The 26101-nt window shown below is 70.1% G+C and carries 21 protein-coding genes; 8 read left to right on the plus strand and 13 right to left on the minus strand.

Going from position 1 to position 26101, the window contains the following annotated elements; all coding sequences use genetic code 11:
- Positions 1–16 precede the first annotated feature (16 nt).
- Positions 17–1342, plus strand: a complete 1326-nt coding sequence (locus ABN611_RS33000) for an acetamidase/formamidase family protein (RefSeq protein WP_350276192.1) — start codon at positions 17–19, stop codon at positions 1340–1342.
- Here ABN611_RS33000 and ABN611_RS33005 read toward each other — a convergent pair.
- Positions 1339–2100: a peroxide stress protein YaaA gene (locus ABN611_RS33005; RefSeq protein ID WP_350276193.1), complete on the minus strand. Its 762-nt coding sequence runs from the start codon at positions 2098–2100 to the stop codon at positions 1339–1341. The two genes, ABN611_RS33000 and ABN611_RS33005, sit on opposite strands and share 4 nt — an antisense overlap.
- 115 nt (positions 2101–2215) lie before the next feature.
- Entirely contained in the window at positions 2216–3160 is a 945-nt protein-coding gene (locus tag ABN611_RS33010; RefSeq protein WP_350276194.1) for an aldo/keto reductase, read from the minus strand.
- Between the two features lie 34 nt (positions 3161–3194).
- Here ABN611_RS33010 and pepN point away from each other — a divergent pair, with 34 nt between their 5' ends.
- The gene (gene pepN / locus ABN611_RS33015) at positions 3195–5651 is read left to right on the plus strand and encodes an aminopeptidase N (RefSeq protein WP_350276195.1); all 2457 of its coding nucleotides are present in this window, start codon (positions 3195–3197) and stop codon (positions 5649–5651) included.
- A 188-nt stretch (positions 5652–5839) separates the two neighbouring features.
- Complete coding sequence (gene sepH / locus ABN611_RS33020; protein WP_350276196.1) at positions 5840–7294, plus strand: septation protein SepH; 1455 nt, start codon at positions 5840–5842, stop codon at positions 7292–7294.
- On the opposite strand, the gene ABN611_RS33025 is transcribed toward sepH, so the two are convergent.
- Both ABN611_RS33025 and ABN611_RS33030 read right to left on the minus strand, forming a co-directional pair.
- A complete protein-coding gene (locus ABN611_RS33025; RefSeq protein ID WP_350276197.1) occupies positions 7269–8225 on the minus strand; it encodes an aminoglycoside phosphotransferase family protein in 957 nt (318 codons plus the stop codon). The genes sepH and ABN611_RS33025 overlap by 26 nt on opposite strands.
- Positions 8226–8256: 31 nt before the next feature.
- Positions 8257–10110 (minus strand): ATP-binding cassette domain-containing protein, encoded by a 1854-nt coding sequence (locus ABN611_RS33030; protein ID WP_350276198.1) that lies wholly within the window; start codon positions 10108–10110, stop codon positions 8257–8259.
- 391 nt (positions 10111–10501) lie between these two features.
- On the opposite strand from ABN611_RS33030, the gene ABN611_RS33035 reads away from it, so the two are divergent.
- Positions 10502–10909, plus strand: coding sequence for a hypothetical protein (locus ABN611_RS33035; protein WP_350276199.1), 408 nt, complete (start codon positions 10502–10504; stop codon positions 10907–10909).
- 15 nt (positions 10910–10924) lie between these two features.
- On the opposite strand, the gene ABN611_RS33040 is transcribed toward ABN611_RS33035, so the two are convergent.
- Both ABN611_RS33040 and ABN611_RS33045 read right to left on the minus strand, forming a co-directional pair.
- The gene (locus tag ABN611_RS33040; protein WP_350276200.1) at positions 10925–11356 is read right to left on the minus strand and encodes a hypothetical protein; all 432 of its coding nucleotides are present in this window, start codon (positions 11354–11356) and stop codon (positions 10925–10927) included.
- Positions 11357–11509: 153 nt separating this feature from the next.
- Positions 11510–11953, minus strand: coding sequence for a helix-turn-helix domain-containing protein (locus tag ABN611_RS33045; RefSeq protein WP_350276201.1), 444 nt, complete (start codon positions 11951–11953; stop codon positions 11510–11512).
- A 56-nt stretch (positions 11954–12009) separates the two neighbouring features.
- On the opposite strand from ABN611_RS33045, the gene ABN611_RS33050 reads away from it, so the two are divergent.
- A complete protein-coding gene (locus ABN611_RS33050; RefSeq protein WP_350276202.1) occupies positions 12010–12807 on the plus strand; it encodes an NAD(P)H-binding protein in 798 nt (265 codons plus the stop codon).
- 32 nt (positions 12808–12839) lie between these two features.
- On the opposite strand, the gene ABN611_RS33055 is transcribed toward ABN611_RS33050, so the two are convergent.
- Complete coding sequence (locus ABN611_RS33055) at positions 12840–14000, minus strand: hypothetical protein (RefSeq protein WP_350276203.1); 1161 nt, start codon at positions 13998–14000, stop codon at positions 12840–12842.
- 267 nt (positions 14001–14267) lie between these two features.
- Here ABN611_RS33055 and ABN611_RS33060 point away from each other — a divergent pair, with 267 nt between their 5' ends.
- The 3 genes from ABN611_RS33060 (at position 14268) to ABN611_RS33070 (ending at position 20270) form a co-directional block, all read left to right on the plus strand.
- Complete coding sequence (locus tag ABN611_RS33060; protein ID WP_350276204.1) at positions 14268–15239, plus strand: tyrosine-type recombinase/integrase; 972 nt, start codon at positions 14268–14270, stop codon at positions 15237–15239.
- 119 nt (positions 15240–15358) lie between these two features.
- The gene (locus ABN611_RS33065; RefSeq protein WP_350276205.1) at positions 15359–19174 is read left to right on the plus strand and encodes a discoidin domain-containing protein; all 3816 of its coding nucleotides are present in this window, start codon (positions 15359–15361) and stop codon (positions 19172–19174) included.
- Positions 19175–19181: 7 nt separating this feature from the next.
- On the plus strand, positions 19182–20270 hold the full coding sequence (locus ABN611_RS33070) for a Gfo/Idh/MocA family oxidoreductase (protein WP_350276206.1): 1089 nt from the start codon (positions 19182–19184) through the stop codon (positions 20268–20270).
- A 23-nt stretch (positions 20271–20293) separates the two neighbouring features.
- On the opposite strand, the gene ABN611_RS33075 is transcribed toward ABN611_RS33070, so the two are convergent.
- From ABN611_RS33075 to ABN611_RS33100, 6 genes are read right to left on the minus strand one after another with little or no spacing between them, the layout of a single operon-like run.
- Complete coding sequence (locus tag ABN611_RS33075) at positions 20294–20851, minus strand: GNAT family N-acetyltransferase (RefSeq protein ID WP_350276207.1); 558 nt, start codon at positions 20849–20851, stop codon at positions 20294–20296.
- On the minus strand, positions 20848–22113 hold the full coding sequence (locus ABN611_RS33080; RefSeq protein WP_350276208.1) for an ROK family transcriptional regulator: 1266 nt from the start codon (positions 22111–22113) through the stop codon (positions 20848–20850). Before ABN611_RS33080 ends, ABN611_RS33075 begins: the two co-directional genes overlap by 4 nt.
- Positions 22114–22168: 55 nt before the next feature.
- A complete protein-coding gene (locus ABN611_RS33085) occupies positions 22169–23422 on the minus strand; it encodes an enolase C-terminal domain-like protein (protein ID WP_350276209.1) in 1254 nt (417 codons plus the stop codon).
- 1 nt (position 23423) lies between these two features.
- The gene (locus ABN611_RS33090) at positions 23424–24299 is read right to left on the minus strand and encodes an NAD(P)-dependent oxidoreductase (protein WP_350276210.1); all 876 of its coding nucleotides are present in this window, start codon (positions 24297–24299) and stop codon (positions 23424–23426) included.
- Positions 24296–25177 carry a carbohydrate ABC transporter permease gene (locus ABN611_RS33095; RefSeq protein WP_350276211.1) on the minus strand — a complete coding sequence of 294 codons (882 nt, stop codon included), beginning with the start codon at positions 25175–25177 and terminating at the stop codon, positions 24296–24298. Before ABN611_RS33095 ends, ABN611_RS33090 begins: the two co-directional genes overlap by 4 nt.
- Entirely contained in the window at positions 25174–26100 is a 927-nt protein-coding gene (locus ABN611_RS33100; RefSeq protein WP_350276212.1) for a sugar ABC transporter permease, read from the minus strand. Before ABN611_RS33100 ends, ABN611_RS33095 begins: the two co-directional genes overlap by 4 nt.
- Between the last annotated feature and the right edge of the window lies 1 nt (position 26101).

The following is a 26101-nucleotide window of genomic DNA, read 5'->3' on the forward strand; positions in this document are numbered from 1 at the left end:
CAGTGAGGAGATGCCGATGGCAACCTTTGGTGAGTACGCCGCCGCGCTGCTGCGGTCCGGCCTCGGACGACGCGACTTCCTCCGCGCCGCGGCGGCGGTCGGCGGCGCCACCGCGGCAGCGGGTACGGCAGCGGGTACGGCGACGTCCGCGGCGGCCGCCGTACCGCGGGAGGTCCTGCAGCCCGGCAAGGGACCGATTCACGGGCGTCACTACCTCCGGTCGACGCCGGATCAGGTGCGCTGGGGCTACGTCCCGTCGGTCGGCAGCTCGCCGGTACTACGGGTGCGGTCCGGCGACTCGGTCACCGTCGACACCGTCTCGCACGAAGGCATCCTCGAGGACCAGGGACGCGATCCGGTCGCGTACTTCGCCAAGCACGGCGTCGGCAGGTCGTCCGTTCTGGAGGACGCCGTCGCGATCGCCCGCGACTACGACCGGACCCCGCGGAACTTCGACGTCGACGGCCCGCACGTCGTCACCGGGCCGATCTTCGTCGACGGTGCGGAACCGGGCGACGTCCTCAAGGTCGAGATGCTGTCGATGCTGCCGCGGGTCCCGTACGGCGTGGTGTCGAGCCGGCACGGCAAGGGCGCCCTCCCCCGGCTCGCGGGCGGCGGTGTCCCGGCCGGCATCACCGAGGCGGAGATCATGCCGCCGGTGCGGACCGACGGTCGCTCGACCGGAGAGCCGACCAAGTACGGCAACGTCTCCGTGTTCACGCCGATCCGCGGCGGGCGTGGCGTGCTGTCCCGAGGCAAGGTGACGTTCCCGATCAAGCCGTTCATGGGGCTGATGGGTGTCGCGTTCGCCGACTCGGCGTCGCTCACGGCACCCGAGCTCAACTCGATCCCACCGACCCTCGGCGGCGGCAACATCGACATCAACCTGCTCGGCGTCCGCTCCACCTTCTACCTGCCCGTGTTCGCCGACGGTGCGCTGTTCCACGTCGGCGACCCGCATTTCGCGATGGGCAACGGCGAGGTCGCGCTCACCGCGCTCGAGGGTTCGCTGCGGGCGACCTTCCGGCTGACGGTGTGCAAGCCGGGCTCGGGCGACGCGCCGTCGGTCGCGTTCGGCTACCCGTTCGCCGAGACTCCGGACGCCTGGGTGCCGATCGGCCTGTCCGACCCCGACGGCAGCCGCAACGGCCAGGGCAACGACCTCGACATCGCGATGCGCCGGGCCGTGGTCAACGCCCTGGACTTCCTCGAGACCGACCAGGGCATCGACCGCGCGACGGCGTACGCCTACCTGTCGGCCGCGGCCGACTTCGAGGTCTCACAGGTGGTCGACCGGACCACCGGGGTCCACGCGGTGATCCCGAAATCCCACTTCAGCTAATCGTGCTCCACCACGGTCAACGTCCAGCCCGTCGCCGCACGATCGAGCTCCGCGTTCCAGCGCTCCGCGACCAGTTTGTGCAGCGACTTCGGTGTCCCCGGGTCCTTGCCGGACTCCAGCAGGTGCCGCGCGACCAGACCGCGAGTGTGCTTCGCGTTGTGCGAGACGACGGAGCGGACGCCGTCGCGTTCGCGGACCACGTTCACCGACACCCACTTGTCCGCCTGGTCGCCGGTCGGCCGCCACGCCGCGACGTACGTCGACGACCGGCAGTCCACGATCACTCCGTCGACGTCGGCGAGTACGGCGTTCAGCGGATCGCGCCACACCGAGGCCAGCGGTCCGTGGCCCGGCAGCGTCGTACCCATCGACAAGCGGTACGGCGGGACGCGGTCGCCCGGGCGGAGCGCGCCCCACGCCGCCGAGATGACGAGCAGCCGGTTGGCGGCGCGGCGCTTCGTCCCGGCGGAGAGCGTGGCGTAGCCGAGGGCGTCGTACAGCACGCCGGAGTACAGCTCGGAGGCGGGGACGGACGGCTCGGTGCGCCAGCGGGTGTTGCGGTCGACCTCGTGCTGCAGCGACGGGCCGACGCCGAGGACCTCGTGCGCGTCGGCGGAGGCGGAGACCTTCGCGAGGGCTTCGAGGACCTGCTCGCGGACCGGGTTGAGCTCCGGGAACGACAACGTGCCGAAGTCGATGGCGCGGCCGCGCGATCGTCCTGTCTTGCCTTCGGAGGGCGGCAGGAGAATGAGTGTCATGGGGCCTCCCGGTCTGGACTGAGGAGCGGCGGGAGCGAAGCGACCAGAGCGACGAGGGAAGACCGGGAGTCACAGCCCCATGACACGCCGCGCGGAGCGCGGCATTCAATACCGATCACGTCAGGTCGTCCAGCGCGGCGAGGTCGGCGGCGGTCGGTTGCCAGGTGCCGGCGGCGACGTTCTGCGCGATCTGCTCCGGCGTCGTGGCGCCGGCGATCACCGACGCGACCGCCGGCTGCGCGGCCAGGCCGCCGATCGCGACGTCGATCATCGACAGGTCCCGCTCGGCCGCGAACGTCTCCAGCGCCTCGATCTTGTCGAAGTCCGCCCGCGCCAGACGCTCGGGCTGCGTCGCGAGCCGGGTGCCCTCCGGCGCCGACGTACCGCGCTTGTACTTGCCGGACAGCAGACCGGAGGCGAGCGGGAAGAACGGCAGGATGCCGAGGCCGAGATGCTCGCAGGCCGGGACCAGCTCGTCCTCGACGTCGCGCTCGAGCAGCGAGTACTGGTTCTGGGCGCTGATGAAGTGCTCCAGCCCGTTCGACCGGGCGGTCCAGTCGGCGTCGACCACCTGCCAGGCCGCGAACTGCGAGCTGCCGATGTACCGCACCTTGCCCTCGGCAACCAGTTCGGACAGCGCCGCCAGGGTCTCCTCGATCGGCGTCACCGGGTCCGGGAAGTGCAGCTCGTAGAGGTCGATCCAGTCGGTGCCGAGCCGCCGCAGGCTGGACTCGACGGCCTTGCGGATGTACCGGCGGGAGCCGCGGACGCCCCAGTCCGGGCCGTTCACACCGCCCATGTCGCCGCCGAACTTGGTCGCGATCACGACCTCGCCGCGGCGCGCGCCGAGCGCCTTGCCGAGCAGCTCCTCGCTGAACCCGTGCTCGCCGCGGTAGATGTCCGCGGTGTCGAACAACGTGATCCCGGCGTCGACCGCGGCGTTCACCACGGCCTCGGTGCGGCCCGCGTCCAGGCGCCGCCCGAAGTTGTTGCAGCCCAGGCCGACGACGCTGACCGTGAGGCCCGAGTCACCGAGCTGCCGGTACTCCATATCACTCATGTGCTCAGCCTAGTCACGGCATACAGTGGCCCTCATGCCGAGTCTCACCGTCGACGGCGCCCGCACTCGGGCCGCCGCGCTCTCCGTCCAGTCGTACGACGTCGACCTCGACCTCACCCAGGGCGAGCGGACGTTCGGGTCCACCACCACGATCCGGTTCGCCGCCACCGCCCAGTCGACCTGGGTGGACGTGAAACCCGACGAGCTGACGTCGGTCACGCTGAACGGGAGCCCCGTCGACGTCGCCGGCCTGAACGACGGCCGCCTCGAACTGACCGGCCTGCGGCCGGACAACGAACTGGTCGTCGAGGCGACGATGCTGTACTCCCACGACGGCGAGGGCCTGCACCGCGCGGTCGACGCCGCCGACGGCCTGGCCTACACCTACGCGATGTCGTTCCTGGACGCCGGCCCGCGGATCTTCGCGTGCTTCGACCAGCCCGACCTCAAGGCGCCGTACCGGGTCAAGGTCACCGCGCCGCCGGAGTGGCTCGTGCTCGGCAACGGCGCCGTGACCCAGGTGGCGCCCGGCCGCTGGGAGCTGGCCGAGACCAAGCCGCTGTCGACGTACTTCGTGACGATCGTCGCCGGGCCCTACCACCAGCTCACCGACACCCACGACGGCATCGCGCTCAGCGTGGTCTCGCGGCAGTCGCTGAAGGAGGCGCTGGACCGCGAGGCCGCGGACATCTTCGAGGTGACCAAGCAGTCCTTCGACGAGTACCACCGGATGTTCGGCTACCGGTACCCGTTCGGCGAGTACCACCAGGCGTTCGTGCCGGAGTTCAACGCCGGCGCGATGGAGAACCCGGGCTGCGTGACGTTCCGGGACTCGATGGTGTTCCGCTCCGCGGTCACCGACGGCGAGCGCAGCAGCCGCGCCCGGACCATCGTCCACGAGATGGCGCACCAGTGGTTCGGCGACACCGTGACGATGAAGTGGTGGAACGACCTCTGGCTGAACGAGTCGTTCGCCGAGTACATGGCGCACCGGGTGTCGACCGACGCGACCCGCTACACCGACAACTGGATCGACTTCGCCTACATCCGCAAGTGGTGGGGCCTGCAGGCCGACCAGCGGTCCTCGACGCACCCGGTCGCGGCCGACGCGGTCAAGGACGCGCTCGCCTCGCTCGACGACTTCGACGGCATCTCCTACGCGAAGGGCGCCGCCGTCCTCAAGCAGCTGGCGGCGTACCTCGGTGACGACGTCTTCCTGGCCGGCGTCAACGCGCACATCGCGGCGAACGAGTTCGGCAACGCTACCTTCGCCGACCTGCTCGCGAAGTGGACCGAGGCCGGCGCGGTCGGGCTCGACGACTGGGCGCAGGCGTGGCTGCGGACTCCGGGCCTGGACACGGTCAGCGTGACCCGCACCGGTAGCGGCATCAAGCTGCACCGGAAGGCACCCGAGGCCTATCCGGCATCACGACCGCACAAGCTCACCGTCGCCGGGTACGACGCCGACGGGCAGCGCACCGCGGTCGACGTACTGCTCGACGCCGACGAGGTGGACGTCGACCTCGACGCGTCGGTCGCGGTCGTGATCCCGGACGCCGGCGACGACAGCTGGGCGAAGATCCGCCTCGACGCCGACAGCCTCACGAACCTGGCCGCCGTACTGCCGAAGATCGGCGACGGCGTGACGCGGGCCGTCGTCCTGAACAGCGTGCGGGACGCGGTCGCCGACGCCGAGCTCGATCCGAAGACCGGCTTCGACGTCGTCGTCGGGATGCTGCCGACCGAGACCAGCGACATCGCGGTCGGCACGCTGCTCAACTGGGCGAACACGCACCTGCTCGGCGTCTACCTGCCGTACGAGCCGTACCGCGGGCAGCTGGCCGACGTACTGCGGGCGCGGCTCGAGACCGTGGAGACCGGGAGCAGCGTGCAACTGTCGGTGGCGCGCGGGTTCGCGCGGTTCAGCGACGACGTCGACCGGTTGCGGGGCTGGCTGGCGGGTGACGGCGTACCCGAGGGCGTGACGATGGACGCCGACCTGCGGTGGATCGTGACGCTGCAGCTCGCCCGGCTCGGCGCGATCGGCGAGGCGGAGATCGACGCCGAGCTCGAGCGCGACACCTCGTCCGAGGGCATCGTGCACGCGACCCGCTGCCGCGCCGCGCTGCCGACGGCGGCGGCCAAGGAGCGCGCGTGGACGCAGCTCACCACGGACGCCGACCTGGCGAACTACGAGCTGTACGCCGCGTGCGAAGGGTTCTGGCACCCGACGCAGTCCGAGCTCACGGCGCCGTACGTCGACCGGTACTTCGCGGAGATCGCCGGCACCGAGAAGCTGCGCTCCGGCTGGGTCGTGGCGACCAGCGCGAAGCTCGCGTTCCCGCGGTACGCGATCGAGCAGCGGGTGGTCGACCGGGCCGCGGACCTGCTCGCCGACGAGTCCGTCGCGGCCGGCATCCGGCGGTCCGTCGGCGACGGCGCCGACGACCTGAAGCGTGCGCTTGCGGTGCGTTCGGTGTTCGCCGGCTGACGCGTGGTTCGCCGTCACACCGTGTTGTGACTACTGTGACTGGTGTGACCAGGAGGACCCTGGTGACCAGGCAAGATGTGATTTCGTGACGTAACCTCCACAATGACCGCGCGGCACGGCGCGCCGGTCTTGGTCAGGCAGTACGTCCCGGGAGAGACTGTCGAGAACCGCACAGGAGAACAAGGTCAATGCGCGAGGCGAGGCTCGTCGGTCTGAGCCAGGACGGAAGGCAACTCGTCCTGGCGATGGCAGAGACGGGTGAGGAGTTCGCCGTTCCGGTCGACGACCGGTTGCGTGCGGCCCTCCGCGGCGACCGTGCCCGACTCGGCCAGCTGGAGATTCAAATGGAGAGCGCGCTGCGCCCACGAGACATCCAGGCTCGTATCCGCGCCGGCGAAAGTCCCGAGGCGGTCGCGGCCGTCGCCCAGATGCCGATGGAACGCGTGATGGCGTTCGCCGGCCCGGTCCTGGCCGAGCGGGACCACATTGCCAGCCTCGCGCAGCGCGCGTCCGTCCGCCGTCGCGGTGGCGGTGACGCGCCGACCCGCAACCTCGGCGCCTGGGTGACCGACCGGTTGCGTACGCGGCAGGTCGACCCGGCGTCGGCCGAGTGGGACGCGTGGCGGCGCGAGGACGGCCGCTGGGCCGTGCGGGTGTCGTACTTCGTCGAGTCCGAGGACGAGGCGGAGCAGAAGGACGAGAAGATCGCGATGTTCGCGTACGACGCTCCCGGGCGGTACGCCGTACCGGACGACGACGAGGCGCGCTGGCTGGTCGGGGAGCAGGCGCAGGTCATGCCGACGCCGGTCCAGCCGCAGCCGGGTGAGCGCCGGTTGGCGGCGGTCGCGGACATCGACCCGCTGATCGCGCCTGACCACGGCGCCGACAGCTACGAGGCCGGCTTCGAGGACACGGTCGCCCTACGCCGCCGCAACCACCCGTCGGCGCGCGAGTCCGGCGAGCCTTACCCCCGCGAGGCCCGCGAACCCGGGTTCGCTCGCGACTCCGGGCGTGAGTTTGGTCGTGAGACCGGGCGTGACCCGGAGCGTGGCCCGCGGCGCGTGCACTCGGTGCCGAACCCGGACGAGGAGCCGACACTGATCGACGTACCGGTCGACCAGCCCCCGGCCCCACGCCCGGCAGTCCGCGCCGTCGAACGCCCCGCCGACCCACCCGCCTTCGCCTCCCCCGCCACCCCACACGACCGCACCTCCCACGACCGCGACCAGGACGACCGCCGGCGGGACGACCGCGCTTCGCAGGCTCGCGGCCTCGAGGCGCGTGGCCTGGACGACCGTCCCGCAGACGACGAGCCGCGACCCACTCCGGCCGCTCGGGTGGAACAGCCCCGCCCCGCGCCGGCCGCTCGGGCCGAGCAGGCGCGCCGTCCGCAGGCTCGTCCGGCGGACCGCTCCACCGAGGCCGGGCCGCAGGAAGCCAAACGCACCGAGCCCGTCTCCCCCGAGGCGCCGCCGCGCGCCGAGCCGGAGGCGGCGACCGCCCAGCAGACCTTGCCGGACGCCGAGAACGCTCAGCCGGCCGAGGACACCCCGGCCGAGCCCAAGAAGAAGCCGGCCCGCCGCGGCAAGCGGGCCAGCGTCCCCAGCTGGGACGAGATCATGTTCGGTAAGAAGGCCGACTGACCTCGACCGTCGTCCGCCAGTGGTCGACCGCAGGCTTCAGGTACTCCGACAACTCCGGAAGCTGCGGCACCAGCGAAAGAGTGGCGACCACCCGCAGCATGCCCACGGCGTTCACGAACCCGAGCAGCTCCGGGTCAAGCACCCTCGTACCGTTGCGCCGTGCACCCAGGTCGTACGCCGCCACGTGCTCCGATCCGAGCCCGGCCAGATCCCACTCGACAGGCCCCAGCGTGACCAGTTCGAAGTCGGCGTAGCGGTCGCCGTCCACCGCGCTGAAGATGTTCGCCGGCGGAGAGTCGCCGTGAATCGGCTGGAGCTCGACGCCCGGGAACCGGGATTCGAACGCGTCGCGTGACCGTACGAACGGTTCGAGAATCGACCATTCACGCCGGGCACGGTCGAGCTCGTCCGCGCCGATCAGCTCAGGATGCGCCTCCAGCTGGGCGAGGCTGTCCGCGATGAAATCCGGCTCGGCAGCCGACAAGAACTCCAGCCGACCCTGGTAGCCGCGCAGTGCCGCGTGCAGGTCCGCGACGCTCGCGGCGTTCGCCACGTAGTCGGGTTCCTTGCCCCGGGCCTCCTCGACGTACGCCCAGAACGTCATCGAGAACCCGTCCCGCTGCAGAGGTTCGTGCGGCACCAGCGGGCTGGGCGCAAGCACGGGCACGCCTTGGTCGGCGAGCCACCGGGTGACGTCCAGCTCGTCCTGCTGGCGGCGTGCGAGGGCGGCCAGGTCGACCGGCTGGGGCAGGACGGTGGGAATCCGGGCCACCACCGGCGCCGGCGCCAGATGCACGACGACCGAGAAGACGTCGTGGAGCACCGTGGGCTCGCCGACAGTCAGGCCGAGCCCACGCCCGGCCGCGACGGCTGCCGCGACGACGGCGGAGGTGCGGTCGGCGCGCTGTTGGGGTGTCAGAAAGGTTGTCATGGGTTCCTTGTTCCAGTGAGGTTGTGAAGGGTCAGCGTCGGTGGCCGGCATGCAGTTCCAGGTGCTCGGCTGCGAAGCGCGCCCGGAAGTCGCGATCGTGCGAGACCGCCACCACCGCCCCCGGGTACTCCGCGAGCGCCGCCTGCAGGTCCTCGACCAGGTCGAGCGCGATGTGGTTGGTCGGCTCGTCGAGCACGAGCAGATCCGCGGGTTGGGTCACCAACATCGCAAGCTGCAGCCGCCGCTGCTGCCCGACAGACAACGCCGCCACCGGAACCTGCAGATCCCGCTCACGAAACAGCCCCAGCGACAGAAGCAACTCGGCATACTCCTCCAGCCCGTGCGTCGAACCCGACGACATGGACCGCAGCAGCCGCTGCTCGGCGTACCCCTCCAGCCCATCCGTCGAACCCGACGACATGGACCGCGGCAGCCGCCGCTCGGCGTACTCCCCCAGCCCATCCGTTGAACCCGACGACATGGACCGCGGCGGCCGCTGCTCGGCGTACCCCTCCAGCCCACCCGTTGGACCCTGCGGCGTTGACTGCGTCGGCCGCTGTTCACCAGCCAGCAGATCGGGTCGCCCGGCGGCGAACGCCGCGAGCAGTGGCAGCCGGGTGGTGTGTGCGGGCAGTTCCTGGGCGAGGTAGCCGATCCGGGCCGGGCGACACACGGTTCCTGAGTCCGGCTGCAGGTCGCCGGCGAGGACGCGAAGCAGCGTCGTCTTCCCCGCGCCGTTCTCACCCGTGACGAGCAGCCGCCCGCCGGGCTCGATCGTCAGGCGCCCGTCCAACCGCAGCCGTCCCCCGACCCGTACGTCGTCCAGCACAGCAAGCACACCCTGCCCCGAACCGTCAGCCACGGACGACCCAGCCACGGACGGCGATGGCAGGGTCGGTGTGAATCGGAGCGGTGTTGGCGGTGGCGCCACTGGGCTGCGTCGGAGTCGGTCCAGGCGTTCCCGGATCGAGCGCACCTGTCCGCCGAGCTTGGTCTCGCTGGAGCGGCGGTGCTTGCCGAAGCCCTGTTTCGGGTCGCCGCCTGTGGTGGCCAGGCGCCTGCCCGCGGCCTCCAGCAACTCCTCCATCTCGGCGACCTCCGCGACCCACTCGGCGTACCGCTGCTCCGCTCCGCGCCGGGCGGCGGCCTTCGCGGCGCGGTAGCCGGTCCAGCCGTCGCCGTACCGCCGTACGGTGCGCTCGTCCCGGTCGACCTCGAGGATCGTGGTGGCGATGCGCTCCAGGAAGCCGCGGTCGTGGGTGACCGCGACGACGGTGCCGCGGTGCACGCGCAGGTGTTCCTCCAGCCAGCGCACGGCCGCCGCGTCGAGGTGGTTCGTCGGCTCGTCGAGGAGCAGCAGTTCGGGCGCGGCGGCCAGGACGCACGCGAGCGCGAGTCGCGACTGCTCGCCGCCGGACAGCGAGCCGAGCTGGCGCTCCCGGGTGATGCGCGTCAGCCCGAGCCCGTGCATGGCGGCGTCCACACGGGCGTCGGCCTCGTACCCGCCGCGTTCCTCGTACGCGATCAGCAAGGCGCCGTACGACGACATCTCCTCAGGCGACGCGTCCGCGAGGGACTCCTCTGCCGCACGGAGTTGTCGCTCCATCTCGCGCAGCTCGGACAGGGCGAGGTCGACGGCGTCCTGCACAGTGCAGTCCGCGTCGAGGTCGAGGGTCTGGGCGAGGTACCCGGTGCCGCCGGGGAAGTGGACAGTGAGCTCGCCGGCGTCGGGCAATTCGGCCGCGGCGAGCAGCCGCAGCAAAGTGGACTTGCCGGAGCCGTTCTCACCGATGACGGCAGCCTTCTCGCCCGGGCGGACGGTGAAGGACACTTGGTCGAGGACGGTCCGGTCGCCGTACGACTTGGTGACGGACTTGACGGACAACTGCGCCACAGCAGGAACGGCTGTGGGCAGGGAGGTATGAGCGCGATCGCGCATAAGGCTTTCCCTGGGTACGACGGGTCAACGGGCAGCAGAAACGGCAGCAGCGGCCGTGCCCGGACTCAGACGAAGAAAAGGAAAGCCATCCCGATACCTTAGCAAGACGCACCGTCTCGCCTCAATCGGCGCCACGCCGCGGCGAGCTCCTGACGCATCATGGACATGCGTCTCGGATCGCGGACGGTGTTTGGCTGATCACGCCCGCTCTGCCATCATTCTCGGCATGCAGATGCTGTGTTGTTGCTGTTGTCGCTGACGCGCGCCGTCTCCGGCGCACGAGGCCCTGCCCTTTTCCGTGGCCCGCCCGCCGACACAGCACTCACAGGAACTTCGCATGAATCTCCCGGCTCTCGCCGACCTGCTCGCATCCCGTGGTCTCCGGCTCCTCCCCGGCTCGTACGCCGTACCGGTCGAGCTGCTGGTGCAGTTGCCCGACGCCACGATCGTCCAGTTCACCGCCCGCGGTACGACGCTGCGCCTGCGCACCTACTCCCCTGACGCGCTGACCACGATCACCATCCCCGCCGAGTGCGGCTGCGGAGACCACCACCCCCAGACCGGCCCGACGCGCGTGACCCTCAGCCGGTACGCCGTACCGCTCGAGGAACACGTCATCGACGGCGAACTCGAATTCGGCTGGCACCACCACGAAGCCGGCCTCCTCCGCCTGGAAACCGCCACCACCCACTTCCTCACCCTCCTCGACACCCTCCGCACCAGAGAACTCGTCGGCGTCGCCTGACTTGTCGCGAAGGACTCATGAACACCGTGGTTTCAACGCGATTCTCACGGTGGTCTCGGCGAAGTACGACCGTTCGCCGACGCTGTAGTCGACACGCAGCGCGCGCATGGTCGCCTCACCGACCCCCGGATCCTTGACGACGTGGACCACCAGATTCACCGTCGTTGTGGCTGCCGGCGGCAGCACGTAGCCGAGCGCCGGCCGTCGGGTCCTCCACTGCGCGGCCTTGACCGGTTCCTTGACCGAGCGTGGTGGCCAAGCGGTCCACACACCGAAAAGCGTCTGATCGTCGATCGCCACGGCGACGGCTTCGGCGACTCGCAGGCCTTCGGCGTCGACCGCCGATACTCGGGTGATCGTCGCGGGCTCGCTTCCCTGATTGCGGACGACGTCGTGCCCCAAAGCCACGTCGCCACCGCCGTCCGGCATCGGCAGGCACAGCGCCACGGCCCGCGCCCAGCGTGACAGGGCCGTTGCCAGTGGGTTGCTCAGCAGCGTTGTTCGCTCCCGAGCAAGCCACGCAGGTGGCCACGACGGTCGCGGCAACCAGCACGCGGATTCTCACCTCGCGCGTTCTCCGGATTCCATCTGGCTCAAACGTCAGGGGCGGCGGTGGGCGGGTTCGTGGGTGTCGAAGTGGGCGCGGGCGGCTTCTACCTTGGCCAAGTTGGGGGACCATTCGGCTAGGGAGTGGAAGAGTGGGGCGAGGCTGCGGCCGAGGGGGCTGATGTCGTACTCGACGCGTGGGGGGACCTCGGCGTGGTAGGTGCGGGTGATGAGGCCGTCGCGTTCCAGTTGGCGGAGGCGTTGGGTGAGGACCTTCGGGGTGATGACGCCGATCCGGCGCTGGAGTTCTACGAAGCGCTGTTGGCCGTACTCGTTCAAGGTCCACAGGATCGGGGTCGTCCAGCGGCTGAAGACGAGGTCGACGACCGGCGCGATCGGACAAGCCTGCGTCGGGTTCACCGTGCTGTCGGCAGCCGGTTGAGCGGCGGGAGCGACAGCTGGATCGGCGGCCGCGTCAACTGGTGTGGTCTCGGTCACGAAGCCAATACTATCCTCTAGGTACCTACTATCCCTCGGCCAGTAGCGTCAGGGCCATGATCGTGATCACCGGAGCAACCGGCAACGTAGGCCGCCCACTCGTCCAGACCCTGACCGCCGCCGGCGAGGACGTCGTCCCCGTCTCACGCCACGGCGACGGCTTCCAGGCCGACCTCTCCCGGCCCGAGACCCTCAAGCCAGTACTCGACGGCGCGAAGGCCGTCTTCCTGCTCACCTCCGCTGACTTCCTTGCCGGCGGCAACCTCCAGGACGCCGTCGACGTGATCCGCGAGGCCGGCGTACCGCGTGTCGTACTGCTGTCGTCGCAAGGTGTAGGAACCAAGCGGCACCCGTCCGTCCACGAGGACGTGGTGACCGGATCGGGCCTCGACTGGACGATCCTGCGGCCGGGGAACTTCGCCAGCAACGCGTTCGCCTGGGCGGAGTCGATCCGCACCGAGCGCGCGATGGCGGCTCCGTTCGCGGACGTCGCCCTCCCCGCGGTCGACCCCCAGGACATCGCCGAAGTCGCCGCGGCCGCCCTCACCGACCCGCGCCACACCCACGCCATCTACACCCTGACCGGCCCCATCGCCATCACCCCGCGTCAACAGGCGGAAGCCATCCAGGACGCCCTCGGTACGCCGATCCACTTCACCGAACTGACCCGCGCCGAGGCCCGCGCCCGCATGCTCACCTTCATGCCACCGCCCGTCGTCGAAGCCACCCTCGACGTCCTGGGAACTCCTACCCCCGCCGAACAAGCCATCAGCCCGGACATCGAGAAGGTCCTCAACCGCCAACCCCACCCCTTCGCCGACTGGGTCGCCCGAAACCTCCAAGCCTTCCGCTGATCCGCAGCAGGGTGACTGCGCCATCACAGCGGTCACCCTGCAGGCGTCTCCCCGGCATCAGGTGGCGGCGTGGAGTTGGCCAGTTGTTGGCGGAGGGATTCGGCGACTTGTTCGGCTGCTCGGTGGGCTGTCGTGAGGGCTGCTACCCGGTCTTCAGCGGACTTCTTGGCGTCGGCCAGTTGGGCTTGGTGGTCGGCTCTCAGTTGTTCGCGGTCGGCGCGGTGTTCGGCACGGAGGGCTTCCAGTTCGGCTCGGTGCTGGTCGCGTTCCTGGCTGAGTTCTGTGCGGAGTCGGTCTGCCGCTTGCTGGGCGGCTTGGCGTTCGGTCGCGGCGGCGGCCTGGGCGGCTCGGGCGGCCTCGAGGTCGGTGTGGGCCTGGCGTAGATGGTGGTCGGCGGCGGCTTGTGCGTCGCGGAGCTGCTGGTCGGCCTCGGCGCGCAGCCGTGCAAGCTCCGCGGCGCTGATCTCAAGCGCGTTCGCGAGCTCCGCGGCTGCGCTCTCACGCGCGTCCGCCAGCTCCTGGCGCAGCTGGTCCAGTTCGGCGGTGGCGCTCTCGCGGACGGCGGCCGCCTCGCGGCGAGCCTGTTCCGCCGCTTGTTCGGCGACTTCTACCTCGACGCGGGCTTCGTCGAGCGCGGCGACGGCTTCGCGGGCCGCCTCGTCAGCCTCTTCGCGTGCATCCTCGGCCTCAGCGGCTTGCTGCTCCGCCTTGCGCCGGCGGTGCTCTTCCTCAGCGCGCCGCCTCTCAAGCGCGGCCAGTTCCGCGCGCGACTCCGCCTGCAGTTGCTCCACTTCAGCCGCGACCGCTTCCGCGTCGCCATAGGTACGTACCGCCTCCGCCAGCTGTGCGAGGTACCCCTCCAGCTCCTCCACCAGGCGCGGCAGGTTGCCCTTCATCAGCTGTTCGAGGGTCAGCCGCGCCGACGTCACCGGGCCCGGCGTCGGCTCGGTGCCGGGCGTGGCGGCGTCACGGCGTACCGGTTGTCTGGCCAGCCGGTTCTTCGCGGCCCATGCGTTCGCCTTGTTGTGGACGACTGGCTTGCCGTCAACTCCGGCGCCTTCGCGGCCGCAGTACTTCGGAGGGCGCCCAGGTGTGCCGGGGTCGACCTGCTTCGGGTTCGCACAGCTCACCCCGGGGAACTCGCACAGTCCTTGCCGGCTCCGTGCGACGGGCTCCGCTTCCGTCGTCGTCATGTCTCCACCCTACCGGATTACGTCGATAAAGTTCTGCTTTGAGTATGGTTAGAGTCGATCAGATTTGACCGAACGAAACTAAACCGAATTAGCGCATAATCCCCGTTATGCGCTAGTTTCTCTCCTGTGGACGATCTGCCGGCACCGCTTGTTTTCCGACCCACGGAGACTGCCGTCGAGCTGCCGAGGCCCGATGCGACGACCGAGGCGGCCGTACGACGAGTGCTCGGTCGTCGCCGCCCGCTCGGAGTTCGGAGTGCGACGCCCGTGGATCGTCTCGATCTACTCGCCGAAGCCCTGACCCCTGAGCTGACCGCGCTGGTGGTGCTGTGGCTCGGCGGTACCAGACGCGCCAGTCGCGACACACGCATCGGGTACGCCGACGACCTGCTGCTGTGGGCCGATTGGGCCCGCCGCGAGCTCGGACGGGAGCGGTTCGGTCTGGACCTGCACCGCGGCGAGGTGACGATGTGGCTGACCTGTCAGCAGGATGCAGGCGCTGCGGCGTCCTCGGTTTCGCGTCGGCTGTCGACGCTGTCGAGCCTGTACCGGTACGCGGCGGGCTGGGGTTTGCCCGTCGTCTCCCCCATCTCCGACGACGACCACCGTCCGAGGTTTCACCGGGGGCGGCGCGCCACGTCGGCGCGGGTACTGGACGCGGATCAGGTCGGTGCGTTGCTCGCGGCGGCGAGCGACGTCCGCGACGCCCTCATCGTCGGGCTCCTGTACACCGGCGCGCTGCGAGTTTCCGAGCTCTGCGGCGCGAACGACGCCGACCGCCAGGACGAGGGCCGCCGTACGTGGCTCGTCGTCACCCGCAAGGGTGGCAAGTCGATCCGCGTACCGCTGGAGACCACGGTGGCGGAGCTCCTCGACCTTTACCGCCCGATCCGGCCGCCCTGGACCGGGACAGGGCCGGCTCCGCTGATCGCCGACGCCAGCGGAGAGCGGCTGGACCGCCACGACGTCACCCGCCTACTGCGGCGCCTGGCCAGAGCTGCCGGTATCCCCCGGCCGGAAACGATCGGTCCGCACTCGTTACGCGCCACCGCGATCACCGATCAGAAGCGCCGCGGCCACAGCGCCGAGGACCTCCAGGAACTGTCCGGCCACGCAGACGTCCGCACCGTCATGGTCTACATCGACGACGACGGCCGCGCCGAACGCGTCGCTGCTCTCACCGACGACCTCGGCCGCATCATGACCGCCGTACCCCGTCACCTCAAATCCCCGGACTGAGCCCAGCGCGCCCCTCGAGTCCGCCAGCTGACGTCTTGAATAAGTAACACGCTTGGTTTAACTTATCCGCGCAGTTGCAGTCGCGTGTGTGCTCCGGTCCGCCACCTGGAGGTTTCAGCATGTTCAGACGCCTGCTCGCGCGGGGATTGCCCGCCGTGCTCCTCACCAGTCTTCTCACCAGTCTTCTCGCTGTACCGGCGGCGCGGGCCGCCACGATGTACCCCAGCGGGGTCGGCGCCGACCTCGGGCCGACCCCGGTCACGCTCGGCGTGCAACCTGCTGCCGGTGATGATCCGGCCGGTCTGCGGACCGGGACCGAGCAGGGCCGCAGCTACTGGCAGACCAACCAGGCCGCGGGCACCAACTACCTGGAGTTCGACGTCGATCACGACTACGTCGACGAGATCGGCACCGATGACGTCCTGGTGACGGTGACCTATCTCGACAGCGGCTCCGGCGCCCTCCAACTCCAGTACGACGCCAAAGCCGACCCGCAGCAGCACGCGACAGATGTCCAGCTCACGAACACCGGCCAATGGAAGACCGGCGTGTTCGCGCTGACCGATATCGCGTTCACCAACCGCCTCGGCGACGCCGACGTACGCCTGCAAGGCACCGCCGACATCACCATCGCCGCCCTGCGGATCAGTACCGCGGGCGCCTCCACCCAGCTCGGCGCGACACCGGTGCAGAACGGCATCAGCCCGAGAGCCGGCGACGACGCGGCGCACCTGGTCACCGGTGTCCAGGACGGCCGCGCCTACTGGCAGACCGACCGCACCGCGCCCCCACCCGGCACGAACTTCTTCTACATGAACGTCGCCGACACCTACCTGTACGACAACCGCAGCCTCGTCCTCGTCAGCATCGACTACTTCGACGAAGGCAGCGGCCAGTTCGGCCTCCACTACGACTCCCCCGGCGAAACCATCCCGGAGAAGTTCAAGAACTCCGAGGTGATCCGGTACGGCGACACGAAAACCTGGAAGACCTACACCTTCGCCCTCCCCGACGCGGTCATGACGAACAGATCGAACGGCGGCGACTTCCGCATCCACAACGGCGACGCCACCGTCGACCTCAAGGTCGCCGCGGTCCGCGTTGCCAAGGTGGCCACCACCCTCGACGTCACCGAAGGACTCGTCGACCTGATCGGCGAAGCGACCCGCACCGAGAAGGCCGCCCGGGAAGGCACCCGCGACGGGCAGTACCCGGCCGGCAGCCGAGCCACCCTCCAGGACGCGATCGACAACGCTCAGGCGATCGCGTCCGCCCCGGGCGTCACCGACGTACAGGTCAAGGAAGCGCTGCAGACACTGCAGGCCGCACTCGACACGTTCGCCGCGTCGGTTGTCGACACCAACTTCGCCGACGACGGTACGGCGACCGCGAGCAGCGGCACCGCACCGCAGAACGTGAACGACGACAACCACCAGACCACCTGGTCCGGCCCCGCCGACTCGTGGCTTCAGCTCGATCTGGGCAAGCAGCGCCAGCTGAACGACGTCCGCGTCGAGTGGGGCCCGGCCTACTCCCCCGACTACACGGTCCAGGTCTCGACAGACGGCCACACGTTCACCACCGTCGGCCGCACCGGCTCCCCCGGCGGCAACCAGTTCAGCCGCACCCGCTTCGGCACGGTCACCACCCGCTACGTGCGCGTCCTGATGACCGGCGCCGAAGAGTTCGTCGTCAAGGAACTGCAGCTCCGCCTGGCCCCCGTCGTGACACCCGAACCGCGGCTCGCGCAGACGAGCAACCCGACCGAGGACGGCGTGATCGCCGACTTCGACGCCACCCAGTTCGGCGCCGACCGCAGCGGCCGCCGCGACTCGACGAAGGCGATCCAGCAAGCCCTCTACGCCTGCCAGGACGCGGGCGGCGGCACCGTCTGGCTGCCGGCCGGACGCTACCGGGTCACGGACACGGTCGAGGTGCACGCGTTCTGCACCGTCCGCGGTGACCACGGCCAGAAGCTCGGCACCGGCACCGTGATCGTCGCGGACCTGCCGTCCGGCGACGACGGCCCGAGCCTGTTCCGGATCGGCGGCAGCGCCGGCGTCCTCGGCGTCACGACGTACTACCCGAACCAGAACGCGACGGACCCGGTCCCGTACAACTACACGTTCGAGATCCCCGGCGGCGCCTGGATCGGCAACGAGAACTACATGATGGCCACCGTCGCCGACGTCACGATGCTGAACTCGTATCGCGGCATCGGCGTCAGCACCATGCCCAATGACCGCGGCAACGCGCCGAGCTCGGGCCAGGTGCACGAGTCGACGACGATCCGCAATGTGCGCGGTACGGCGTTGTTCGAAGGCGCCCGCGCCTACAACGGCGCCGACGTCGGCACCTGGGAGAACGTTGCCTTCGACAACTCGTACTGGTCCGCCGCCCCGGCCGCGTTCCGCCCGCCGGCGCGCGCCGCGCTCGACGCCTGGACCCGCGCCCACGGCACCGGGCTCGTCCTCGGCGACCTCGAGTGGGACCAGTTCTACCGGGTCGCGGTCGCGGACTACGCGGTCGGCATCCACGTCGTCGCCGGCCAGCGGGCGCAGTTCACCGGCAGCTTCTTCGAGCCCGACGTACGACGGACCGGGACCGGGCTGCTGGTCGACGTGATGGACGACCGCTGGGGCCTGACGCTCGCGGGCGGTCGCGTCGAGGGCATCGTCAACAAGTCCCGCGGCTACGTGAAGGTCACCGGCACCGAAGTCACTGGAGCACAGCAAGGCACCATCCACCGGATGTCCGGCACCGTGCCGACGTACCAGCAGAAGCCGCTGCCGAAGCCGGTCCAGAAGCTGTACGTCGTCGACGCACCGCACGGGATCGGCTACCTCCCGGCGAAGGACGCGACCCGCGACATCCAGAAGGTCCTCGACCGCGTGGGACGCGACGGCGGCGGGATCGTGTACCTGCCCGCCGGGTGGTACCGGATCGGCACCCACCTCGCGGTCCCCGCGAAGGTCGAGCTGCGCGGCGCCTCCGCCGTACCGAACCGGGACCAGGGCGGCGCGAGCGGCGGAACCGTCCTGCACGCGTTCGAGCGCGGCACCGACACCGCGCTGATCACGCTGCAGCACCGGGCCGGCGTGCGCGGGCTGCGGGTGTTCTACCCGGAGAACAACCCCGGCAAGGCCGAAGGCGTCGTGCCCTATCCGTACGCGATCCGCGGCCACGCCGGCGGCAACTACGTCGTCAACGCCGGCTTCCCGAACGCGTGGAACGGTATCGACCTCCGCGGTGACGATGTCGTCGTACGGAAGGTCGCGGGCGCGTTCTTCGACCACGCGATCGCGATCGGTCCCGGCCGCAACGGGCGGATCGAGGGTGTGCTCTCCAACGGCAACGCCGTCACCCGCGTCGGGTACCAGCAGCCGTACTGGATGAACGAGGGCCGGATCTTCGAGCTCGTCATCGACAAGTACATGCGGAAGACCGCGAAGATCGTCACCGTCGACGGCGCCCGCGGGCTGACGCTGCTGAACGTCTTCGCGTACGGCTTCCACGACGGGCTCGTGGTGAACTCGGGCCAGGTCACCGCCGTCAACCTCGGCACCGACAACCTCGGCACCGACGGCCACACCGTGAAGGTGACCAGCGGCGAGGTCGAGGCGACCAACCTCGCCCGCTACAACGGCGCCACGCTCAACGGCCCGGCCACGCTGCGCAACGTGATGGTGATCAACGTCGTGCAGCGCAGCGTCAGCGTCCGGGCCAACGGGAACGGCACCGTGGCGATCGCCGGCAACGAGTCCGAACCCGGTACCTACGAGGTCGGCGCGCAGGTCACCGTGACGGCGGCGCCAGGATCGGATAGCGTTTTCCGGGACTGGACCGTGAACGGGACCGTGGTGTCGACAGCGCCGTCGTACACCTTCACCGTCGCCGCGGACCAGGTACTGACCGCCAACTTCACACCGAAGTAGGAGCGAGATGGCTGACTCACAACAGCAGGTCGCGATCGTCGGGTGCGGCATCATCGGCCGCACCCACGCCCAGACCATCGCGGAACGGCCGGACGCGATCGTCACCGCCCTCGTGGACGGCGACCGGGCGGCCCGGGAGGCGCTCCGGGCCGAGCTGGTCGCGCTCGGCGAGCCGGAGCCGAAGCTGTACGACGACCTGACCGCGGCGCTGAGCGGGTCGGACGTCACGCTCGTCGCGATCTGCACCCCGAGCGGTACGCACGCGGCGCTGGCCGAGCAGGCGCTGAACGAGAAGAAGCACGTGGTGATCGAGAAGCCGCTCGACGTGGACCTGGTCCGGGCCCGCCGCCTCGGCGCGGCGGCGACCCGGGCCGCGAACCACGGCGTCGTGTCGTCGGTGATCAGCCAGCACCGGTTCGACGCCGGCAGCGCGGTGGTCAAGCAGGCGATCGACGCCGGCCGGTTCGGGCAGCTGACGTCGTCGGTCGCGACCGTGGCCTGGTGGCGCAGCGACGAGTACTACGCCTCCGCCGGGTGGCGCGGGACCTGGGCGCAGGACGGCGGCGGCGCGCTGATGAACCAGGGCGTGCACACCGTCGACCTGATGCTGTGGTTCATGGGCCGGCCGGTCACGATCCAGGCGCAGGCGCTGCGGGCCGCGCACCACGCGATCGAGGTCGAGGACACCGTCGTCGCCACCCTCACCTTCGAAAACGGCGCCGTCGGCACCTTGCACGCGACGACCGCGGCCTTCCCCGGCGGCCGGACGCGCGTCTCGGTCCACGGCACCCAGGGCGGCGCCGAGGTCGAGGACGACCGGCTGCGCCGGCTCAACGTCGACGGCTCGGCCGACGACCAGCCGGTCGACGCGGGCGAGCCCGGCGGCCACGTCGCGCAGTACGACGACATCCTGACGGCGATCGCCGACAGCACGCAGCCCGCGATCACCGTGCAGGACGCGATCGACGCGCTGGCCACGGTCCGCGGCGTCTACATCGCCTCGACGCTGCAGCGGCCGGTGAAGTTCGTCGACGTCCTCGAAGGCCGGTACGACGACGTCGACGTCTCCCGCGGCGTCGGACTGCCGCCGAACTGAAGGACCCGGCCCGGCGTCGCGAACTAGGCGCCGGGCTCGCGGTCGTTCAGGATGCGCTGGTAGAGGTTGCAGTCCTGCCAGTAGCCGTCGATGTGCAGGTACGTCGGCGCCATCCCGATCTGGTGGAAGCTGGTGCGCTCCAGGACGCGCTGCGACGCCGTGTTGCCGGTGAGCGTGCTCGCCTCGATGCGGTGCAGCTTCAGTTCGGTGTCGGCGATCTCCGCAACCGCCTCGACGGCCCGCGTCGCGAGGCCGCGGCCGACGGCGTCGACGGCCAGCCAGTAGCCGAGGGCCGCGCTGCGGAACGGCCCGGGGACGAGATCGCTCAAGGTGATCGCGCCGATGATCCGGTCGCCCTCGACCAGCACCCACGGCACGACCTGACCATTCTTGTAGCGCTCGAGCTGGTACGTCAGCCGCTCGAGCTGACCGGCGGGCGTGAACCACTTGTCGTCCCGGACCGGTTCCCACGGCCGGAGGTGGTCGCGGCTGAGCGTCTGCGCGTCGGCCAGGGCGGACGCGTCGTCGAGCGTGACGATCCGGAGCTGGACGTCCGGAGTCAGCGGGCGGGGTTCGATCACTTCGGAAGCCTACGGGCCTGACTCGAGCCCGACACCCGCGGGGTGAACGCGTCGTGGAAGATCGTCGAGGCAGCGCCCACCGCGGCCGCGTCGGTCTGCAGCATCGACTCCTCGACCGCGACCGGCCGGGTCTCGCGCGCCACCGGATGCGCGTTCACCGCGCGCCCGATCTCGGCGAGGAAGATCTCCGAGATCTCCTTCCCGAACGCCGGTCCGCCGAGCACGACCAGGTCGATGTCGAGCAGGTCCACCAGGCCGACCGCCCCTTGCCCGATCACCCGCCCGACCTGGGTCACCGCCTTGACGGCAGCCTCGTTTCCGTCCGCGGCCGCCTTGCACACCGCGCGGTACCGCTTCGCCTCGTCGGTCGCGCTCGCGTCGGTCTCGACGTACCCGAACTCGCCCGCGATCACCGGCAGCGACGCCGTCGGGTTGCACTCGGCGACCATTCGCGGCCCGTTCTCGACGTCCCACTCCCCCATCCGCAGCGCGGTGATCTGCCCGAACTCGCCCGCGTTCGCCGTACCGCCGCGGTAGATCGAGCCGTTCAGGATGAGGCCGCAGCCGACGCCGGTACCGAGGTACAGGTAGGCGAAGTCCCGCGCCCGCGCCGAGCGGCCGATCCAGCGCTCGCCGATCGCGGCCGCCGTACCGTCCTTCTCCACGAGGACCGGATGATTCAGCTTCTGCTGGAGCAGTTCGCGGATCTTGAGGCCACGCCAAGCGGGCTGCAGCGGCAGCGAGAGCAGCGTCCCGGCGGCGTCGATCGGCCCCGGCACGGCGACACCGACGCCGAGCATCGAGTCGAGGTCGACCTGGCTGATGCTCAGCGCCGCGGTCACGGTCGCCGCGATCAGATCGACCAGCTTGTCGGCTGCCAGGTCGTCAGCCAGATCGACGGTCTCGCGGCGCACGATCGTGCCGTCCAGGTCGACCACGGCAACGGTCAGCAGCTCCGGGTCGACGTGGATCCCGACCGCGTGCGCCGCGTTCGACCGCAGCCGCACCGGCGTCCGCGGCTTGCCGAGCCGCTCGGCACGCTCCTGCGCCTCCTCCACCAGCAGACCCTGCTGGAGCAGGATGCGCAGGATCCGCGACACCGACTGCTGGGTGAGACCGGTGCGGCGGGAGATCTCCGTCCGGCTGATGATGCCGGCCAGCCGGATCGTCTCGATGATCACGGCCTCGTTGAACGAGCCCAGGTCGTACTGGTTCGCGCCGGCGCGCCGCAGCTCGGCCAGCCCCTCGACCGAATCGCTCATCTCCACCTCCCCGTCGCACTCGAGTAGCCGCGATCGTACTGCGCCGTCTCGGCGATCACGGTGCTTCGAGCGCTCCGTCGATCCGCCGGACACCGGCCGCCCACTCGTCGTGACCGGACAGTTGCGCGGGATAACCAGCCGCCGCGTCGAGGTCGATCTCGATGCCCCAGCCGGGCGTGTCGTTCGGGCGCAGCCAGCCGTCCTCGATCCGCAGCGCACCGGGGAAGACCTCGTACGTCGCGTCGTTGTAGATGTGCCCCTCCTGGATGCCGAAGGCAACGGACGTCACGTCCAGCGCCACGTTCGCCGCGGCGCCGATCGGCGAGGTGTCGCCCGGCCCGTGCCAGGCGGTCCGCACGCCGCACAGCTCCGCGAGGTCGGCCAGCTTGCGGGCCGGTGTGAGGCCGCCGATGTCGGACACGTGCGAGCGGATGAAGTCCACGCCGTACTCCCGGACCAGCCGGACCGCGTCGGTCATCGACGTCGTCAGCTCACCCACCGCGAGCGGCACCGGCGAGGCAGCGCGCACCTCGGGCAGGCGGTCCCAGTGCTCCGGCGGCAACACGTCCTCCAGGAAGAACAGCCGGTACTCCTCCAGCGAGCGAGCCAGCAGCACAGCCTCCTTCGGCGTGAGTCGCGAGTGCACGTCGTGAAGCAGTTCGATGTTGTCCGGCAGCACCCGGCGCGCCTCGGCGAACAGCTCCGGCGTCGTCCGCAGGTAGTCGCGCGCCGACCAGCCGTTGCGGTACGGCGAATCCGGGTAGAGCGTCGGCAGCTGCGGAGCGCCGTACCCGCCGCCGCCCGGCGTCGACATCTGCAGCCGGATGTGCCGCCAGCCCTGCGCGATCAGCTTCTGGGCGTGGTCGAGCGTCTCCTCGATCGTCCGGCCGCTGGCGTGGATGTAGGTGTCCGCGGCCGCGCGCACCCTGCCGCCGAGCAGCTCGTACACCGGCATCCCGGCCCGCTTGCCGGCGATGTCCCAGAGCGCCTGGTCGATCCCGGAGATCGCGTTGTTCGTGACCGGTCCGCCGCGCCAGTAGCCGGAGTACGACGCCAGCCGGGTCAGGTCGCCGATGTCGCCCGGGTACCGGCCGACAAGCAGCCGGGCCAGGTGCTCGTCGACGAACGTCTGCACCGCCTTCCAGCGCTGCGTGAACGTGGCGCAGCCCAGCCCGTACAGGCCGGGCTCGGTGGTGTCGATCTTCACCACCACGAGCGGGATGCCTTGCGGTGCCGTGACGATCGCTTTCACCTCGCGGATCCGGACGTCGTCGCGCACCGGCCAGGGCTGGTCGAAGTTCGAGGGCATATCAGTGCTCCAAGGGAAGAGTCGGGAGGTCGAGCTCGTGCCGGGCCTGGAAGCCGAGCACGCTGCGTACGGCGGTCAGGTCGATCGGCACCTCACGGCCGACGAACCGTCGCAACCGCGGGATCTCGGGCATGTAGGCGTCCAGCAGTTCCTCGGTCGCGTACGGCGCCAGCGTGGTCGACGCGGTGACGAAGAAGGTGTGCGCGCCGCACAGCGGGGCGGTCAGCCCGAGTTCGATCGCGTACGCCGCGTCGCGCGTGTCCAGGTAGCTCCAGGCCTCCCGCATGTTCGTGTCCGGCTTGTCCCGCACGTGGTCGGACATCTGCCGCAGCACGTCCGGCGCGTTGACGTGCGGGAACCGGAACGCGACCACATCGATCCCCCACCGCCGCCACGCCATCCGCGCGGTGTTCTCGTCGTTCTGCTTCGACAGCGAGTACCAGTCGCCGACGTCGCTCGGCGCCTTCTCGTCCCACGGGAAGTACGCCGGCCGGATCTCGTGCGGGTTGAACGGTACGCCGGTCGCGTTGATGCTGCTCGCGATCACCGCCCGGTCGATGCCCAGGGCCCCCGCCTGCGCGAGCACGTTGAACGTCGACACCACGTTGACCGAGTACACGTCGTACGGCGTGCCCGCTCCGGGGTGCGGCAGCGCCGCCAGATGGACGACGTACTCCACGTCCTCGAGCGCCCGCGCCACGTCGGCCTCCGACCGGGTGTCGCCGAGCAGCACCCGATCGGCCTCGAGCTCCGGATTCCCGACGTTGGTCAACGCCGTCACCTTCGCCCCCACCGCGTTGAGATGGGCGACCGTCCCCAACCCGATCCGCCCGGCGGCCCCCGTCACGAGCACCCGCCGGCCGTTCAGTTCACTCACTCCTTGATTCCTCCTGACATCCCGACACCGCGCAGGAACTGCTTCTGGAACAGCAAGAACAAAACCACAGGGATCAGGACGGCGAGGAACAGGGCGCTCATCTGCAGGGAGATCTCGGTGGTCTTGGCCACCCGGGGCAGGGCGACCGAGATCGGTTGCAGGCGGGGGTCGGGAAGGACGAGCAGCGGCCAGAGGTAGTCCTTCCACGAGCCGATCACGGTCAGCAGCGCGACGACGCCGACGATCGGCTTCGACAGCGGCAGGATCAGCGACGTGAACAGCCGCAGGTTGCTCGCGCCGTCGATCCGGGCGGCCTCGATCAGCTCGCGCGGGATCGAGTCGAAGTACCGCTTCATCACCAGGATGTTGAACGCGCCGGCCGCCTGCGGCAGCCAGACCGCCCAGAACGTGTTCTGCAGGCTGATCCCGAGCAGCGGCATCTTCAGCACGGTCATGTAGAGCGGGACCAGTGAGATCACGCCGGGCAGGAACAGCGTGGCGAGGACCGCCCCGGTCACGACCGGGCCCCACCTCGGCCGCAGCACGCTCAGCACGAACGCTCCCGTCGTACACACGAACAGCGTCGAGATCATCGAGCCGATCGCGATGAACGCCGTGTTGCCGAGGTACGCGCCGATCTGCACCCGGCTCCACGCGTCCGGCAGGTTCTGCCACTGGATCCCCGACGGCCACAGCTGCATCGGCCCGCGGAGGATGTCCTGGCTCGTCGACAGCCCCGACTTGAGCAGCCAGAGCAGCGGTCCGACCCCGGCGATCAGCACGCCGATGAAGAGCAGGACCTGGATCGCGGGCAACCCGTAGCGGACGAGGCCGCGTTGCCGGTCCGCGGTCGAGATGATGCCGCGTTCGTGAGTCATGTGGTACTCCAGCGCCGCGTGACGAAGTGGTAGACGACAGACAGCAGGCACAGCACCCCGGCGAGCAGCACGCTCAGCGCGGTCGCCGCGCCGAAGTCGCCGTTGATGAACGCGTACCGGTAGATCAGCAGCAGGATCGTCGTGGTGGCGTTGTTCGGGCCGCCGCCGGTGAACAGGAACGGCTCGGTGAACACCTGGAACGTCCCGATCAGCTGCAGCAGCATCATGATCAGGATGATTCCGCGGATCTGCGGCAGCGTGACGTGCCAGATCCGGCGCCAGATCCCGGCCCCGTCCAGCTCGGCCGCCTCGTACAGCTCCGTGCGGACGCCGGTGAGCGCCGCCAGGTAGATGATCGACGTGGCCCCGGCGCCGGCCCAGGTCGCCTCGAGCACGATCGCCGGCATCGCCAGGCTCTGCGAGTTCAGCCACGCGAACGGCCCGATCCCGAACCAGCCGAGGATCGTGTTGAACACGCCCGTGCCGCTCGGGTCGTAGAAGAACTTCCACAACAGGATCGCCGCCACCGGCGGTACGACGGCCGGCAGGTACGACAGCATGTTGTAGAGCCACCCGGTACGGCGCAACTCGCTGACGAACACCGCCAGGAACAGCGGGACCGGGAAGCCGAAGATCAGCGCCAGGAACGCGAAGTACAGCGTGTTGACCGCGGCCTGCGGCAGCTGCGGGTCGGTCAGCACGTAGCTGAAGTTCGCCAGCCCGACCCACTCCGGCGGCTGGACCAGGTTGTTCTTCTGGAAGCTGAGCACCAGGCCGCGGACGATCGGGCCCCACGAGAAGTACAGGAAGGTCAGCACCAGGGGCAGCACGAAGACGACGCTGCTGAGCCCGCCGGAGCGGTACCAGGTGGCCCAGGAGTGAGCACCGCTCCGGCGCGGCTTCTGTGGTCTCTGCTGGAACATG

It is taken from the genome of Kribbella sp. HUAS MG21 (assembly GCF_040254265.1).
Taxonomy (GTDB): Bacteria; Actinomycetota; Actinomycetes; order Propionibacteriales; family Kribbellaceae; genus Kribbella.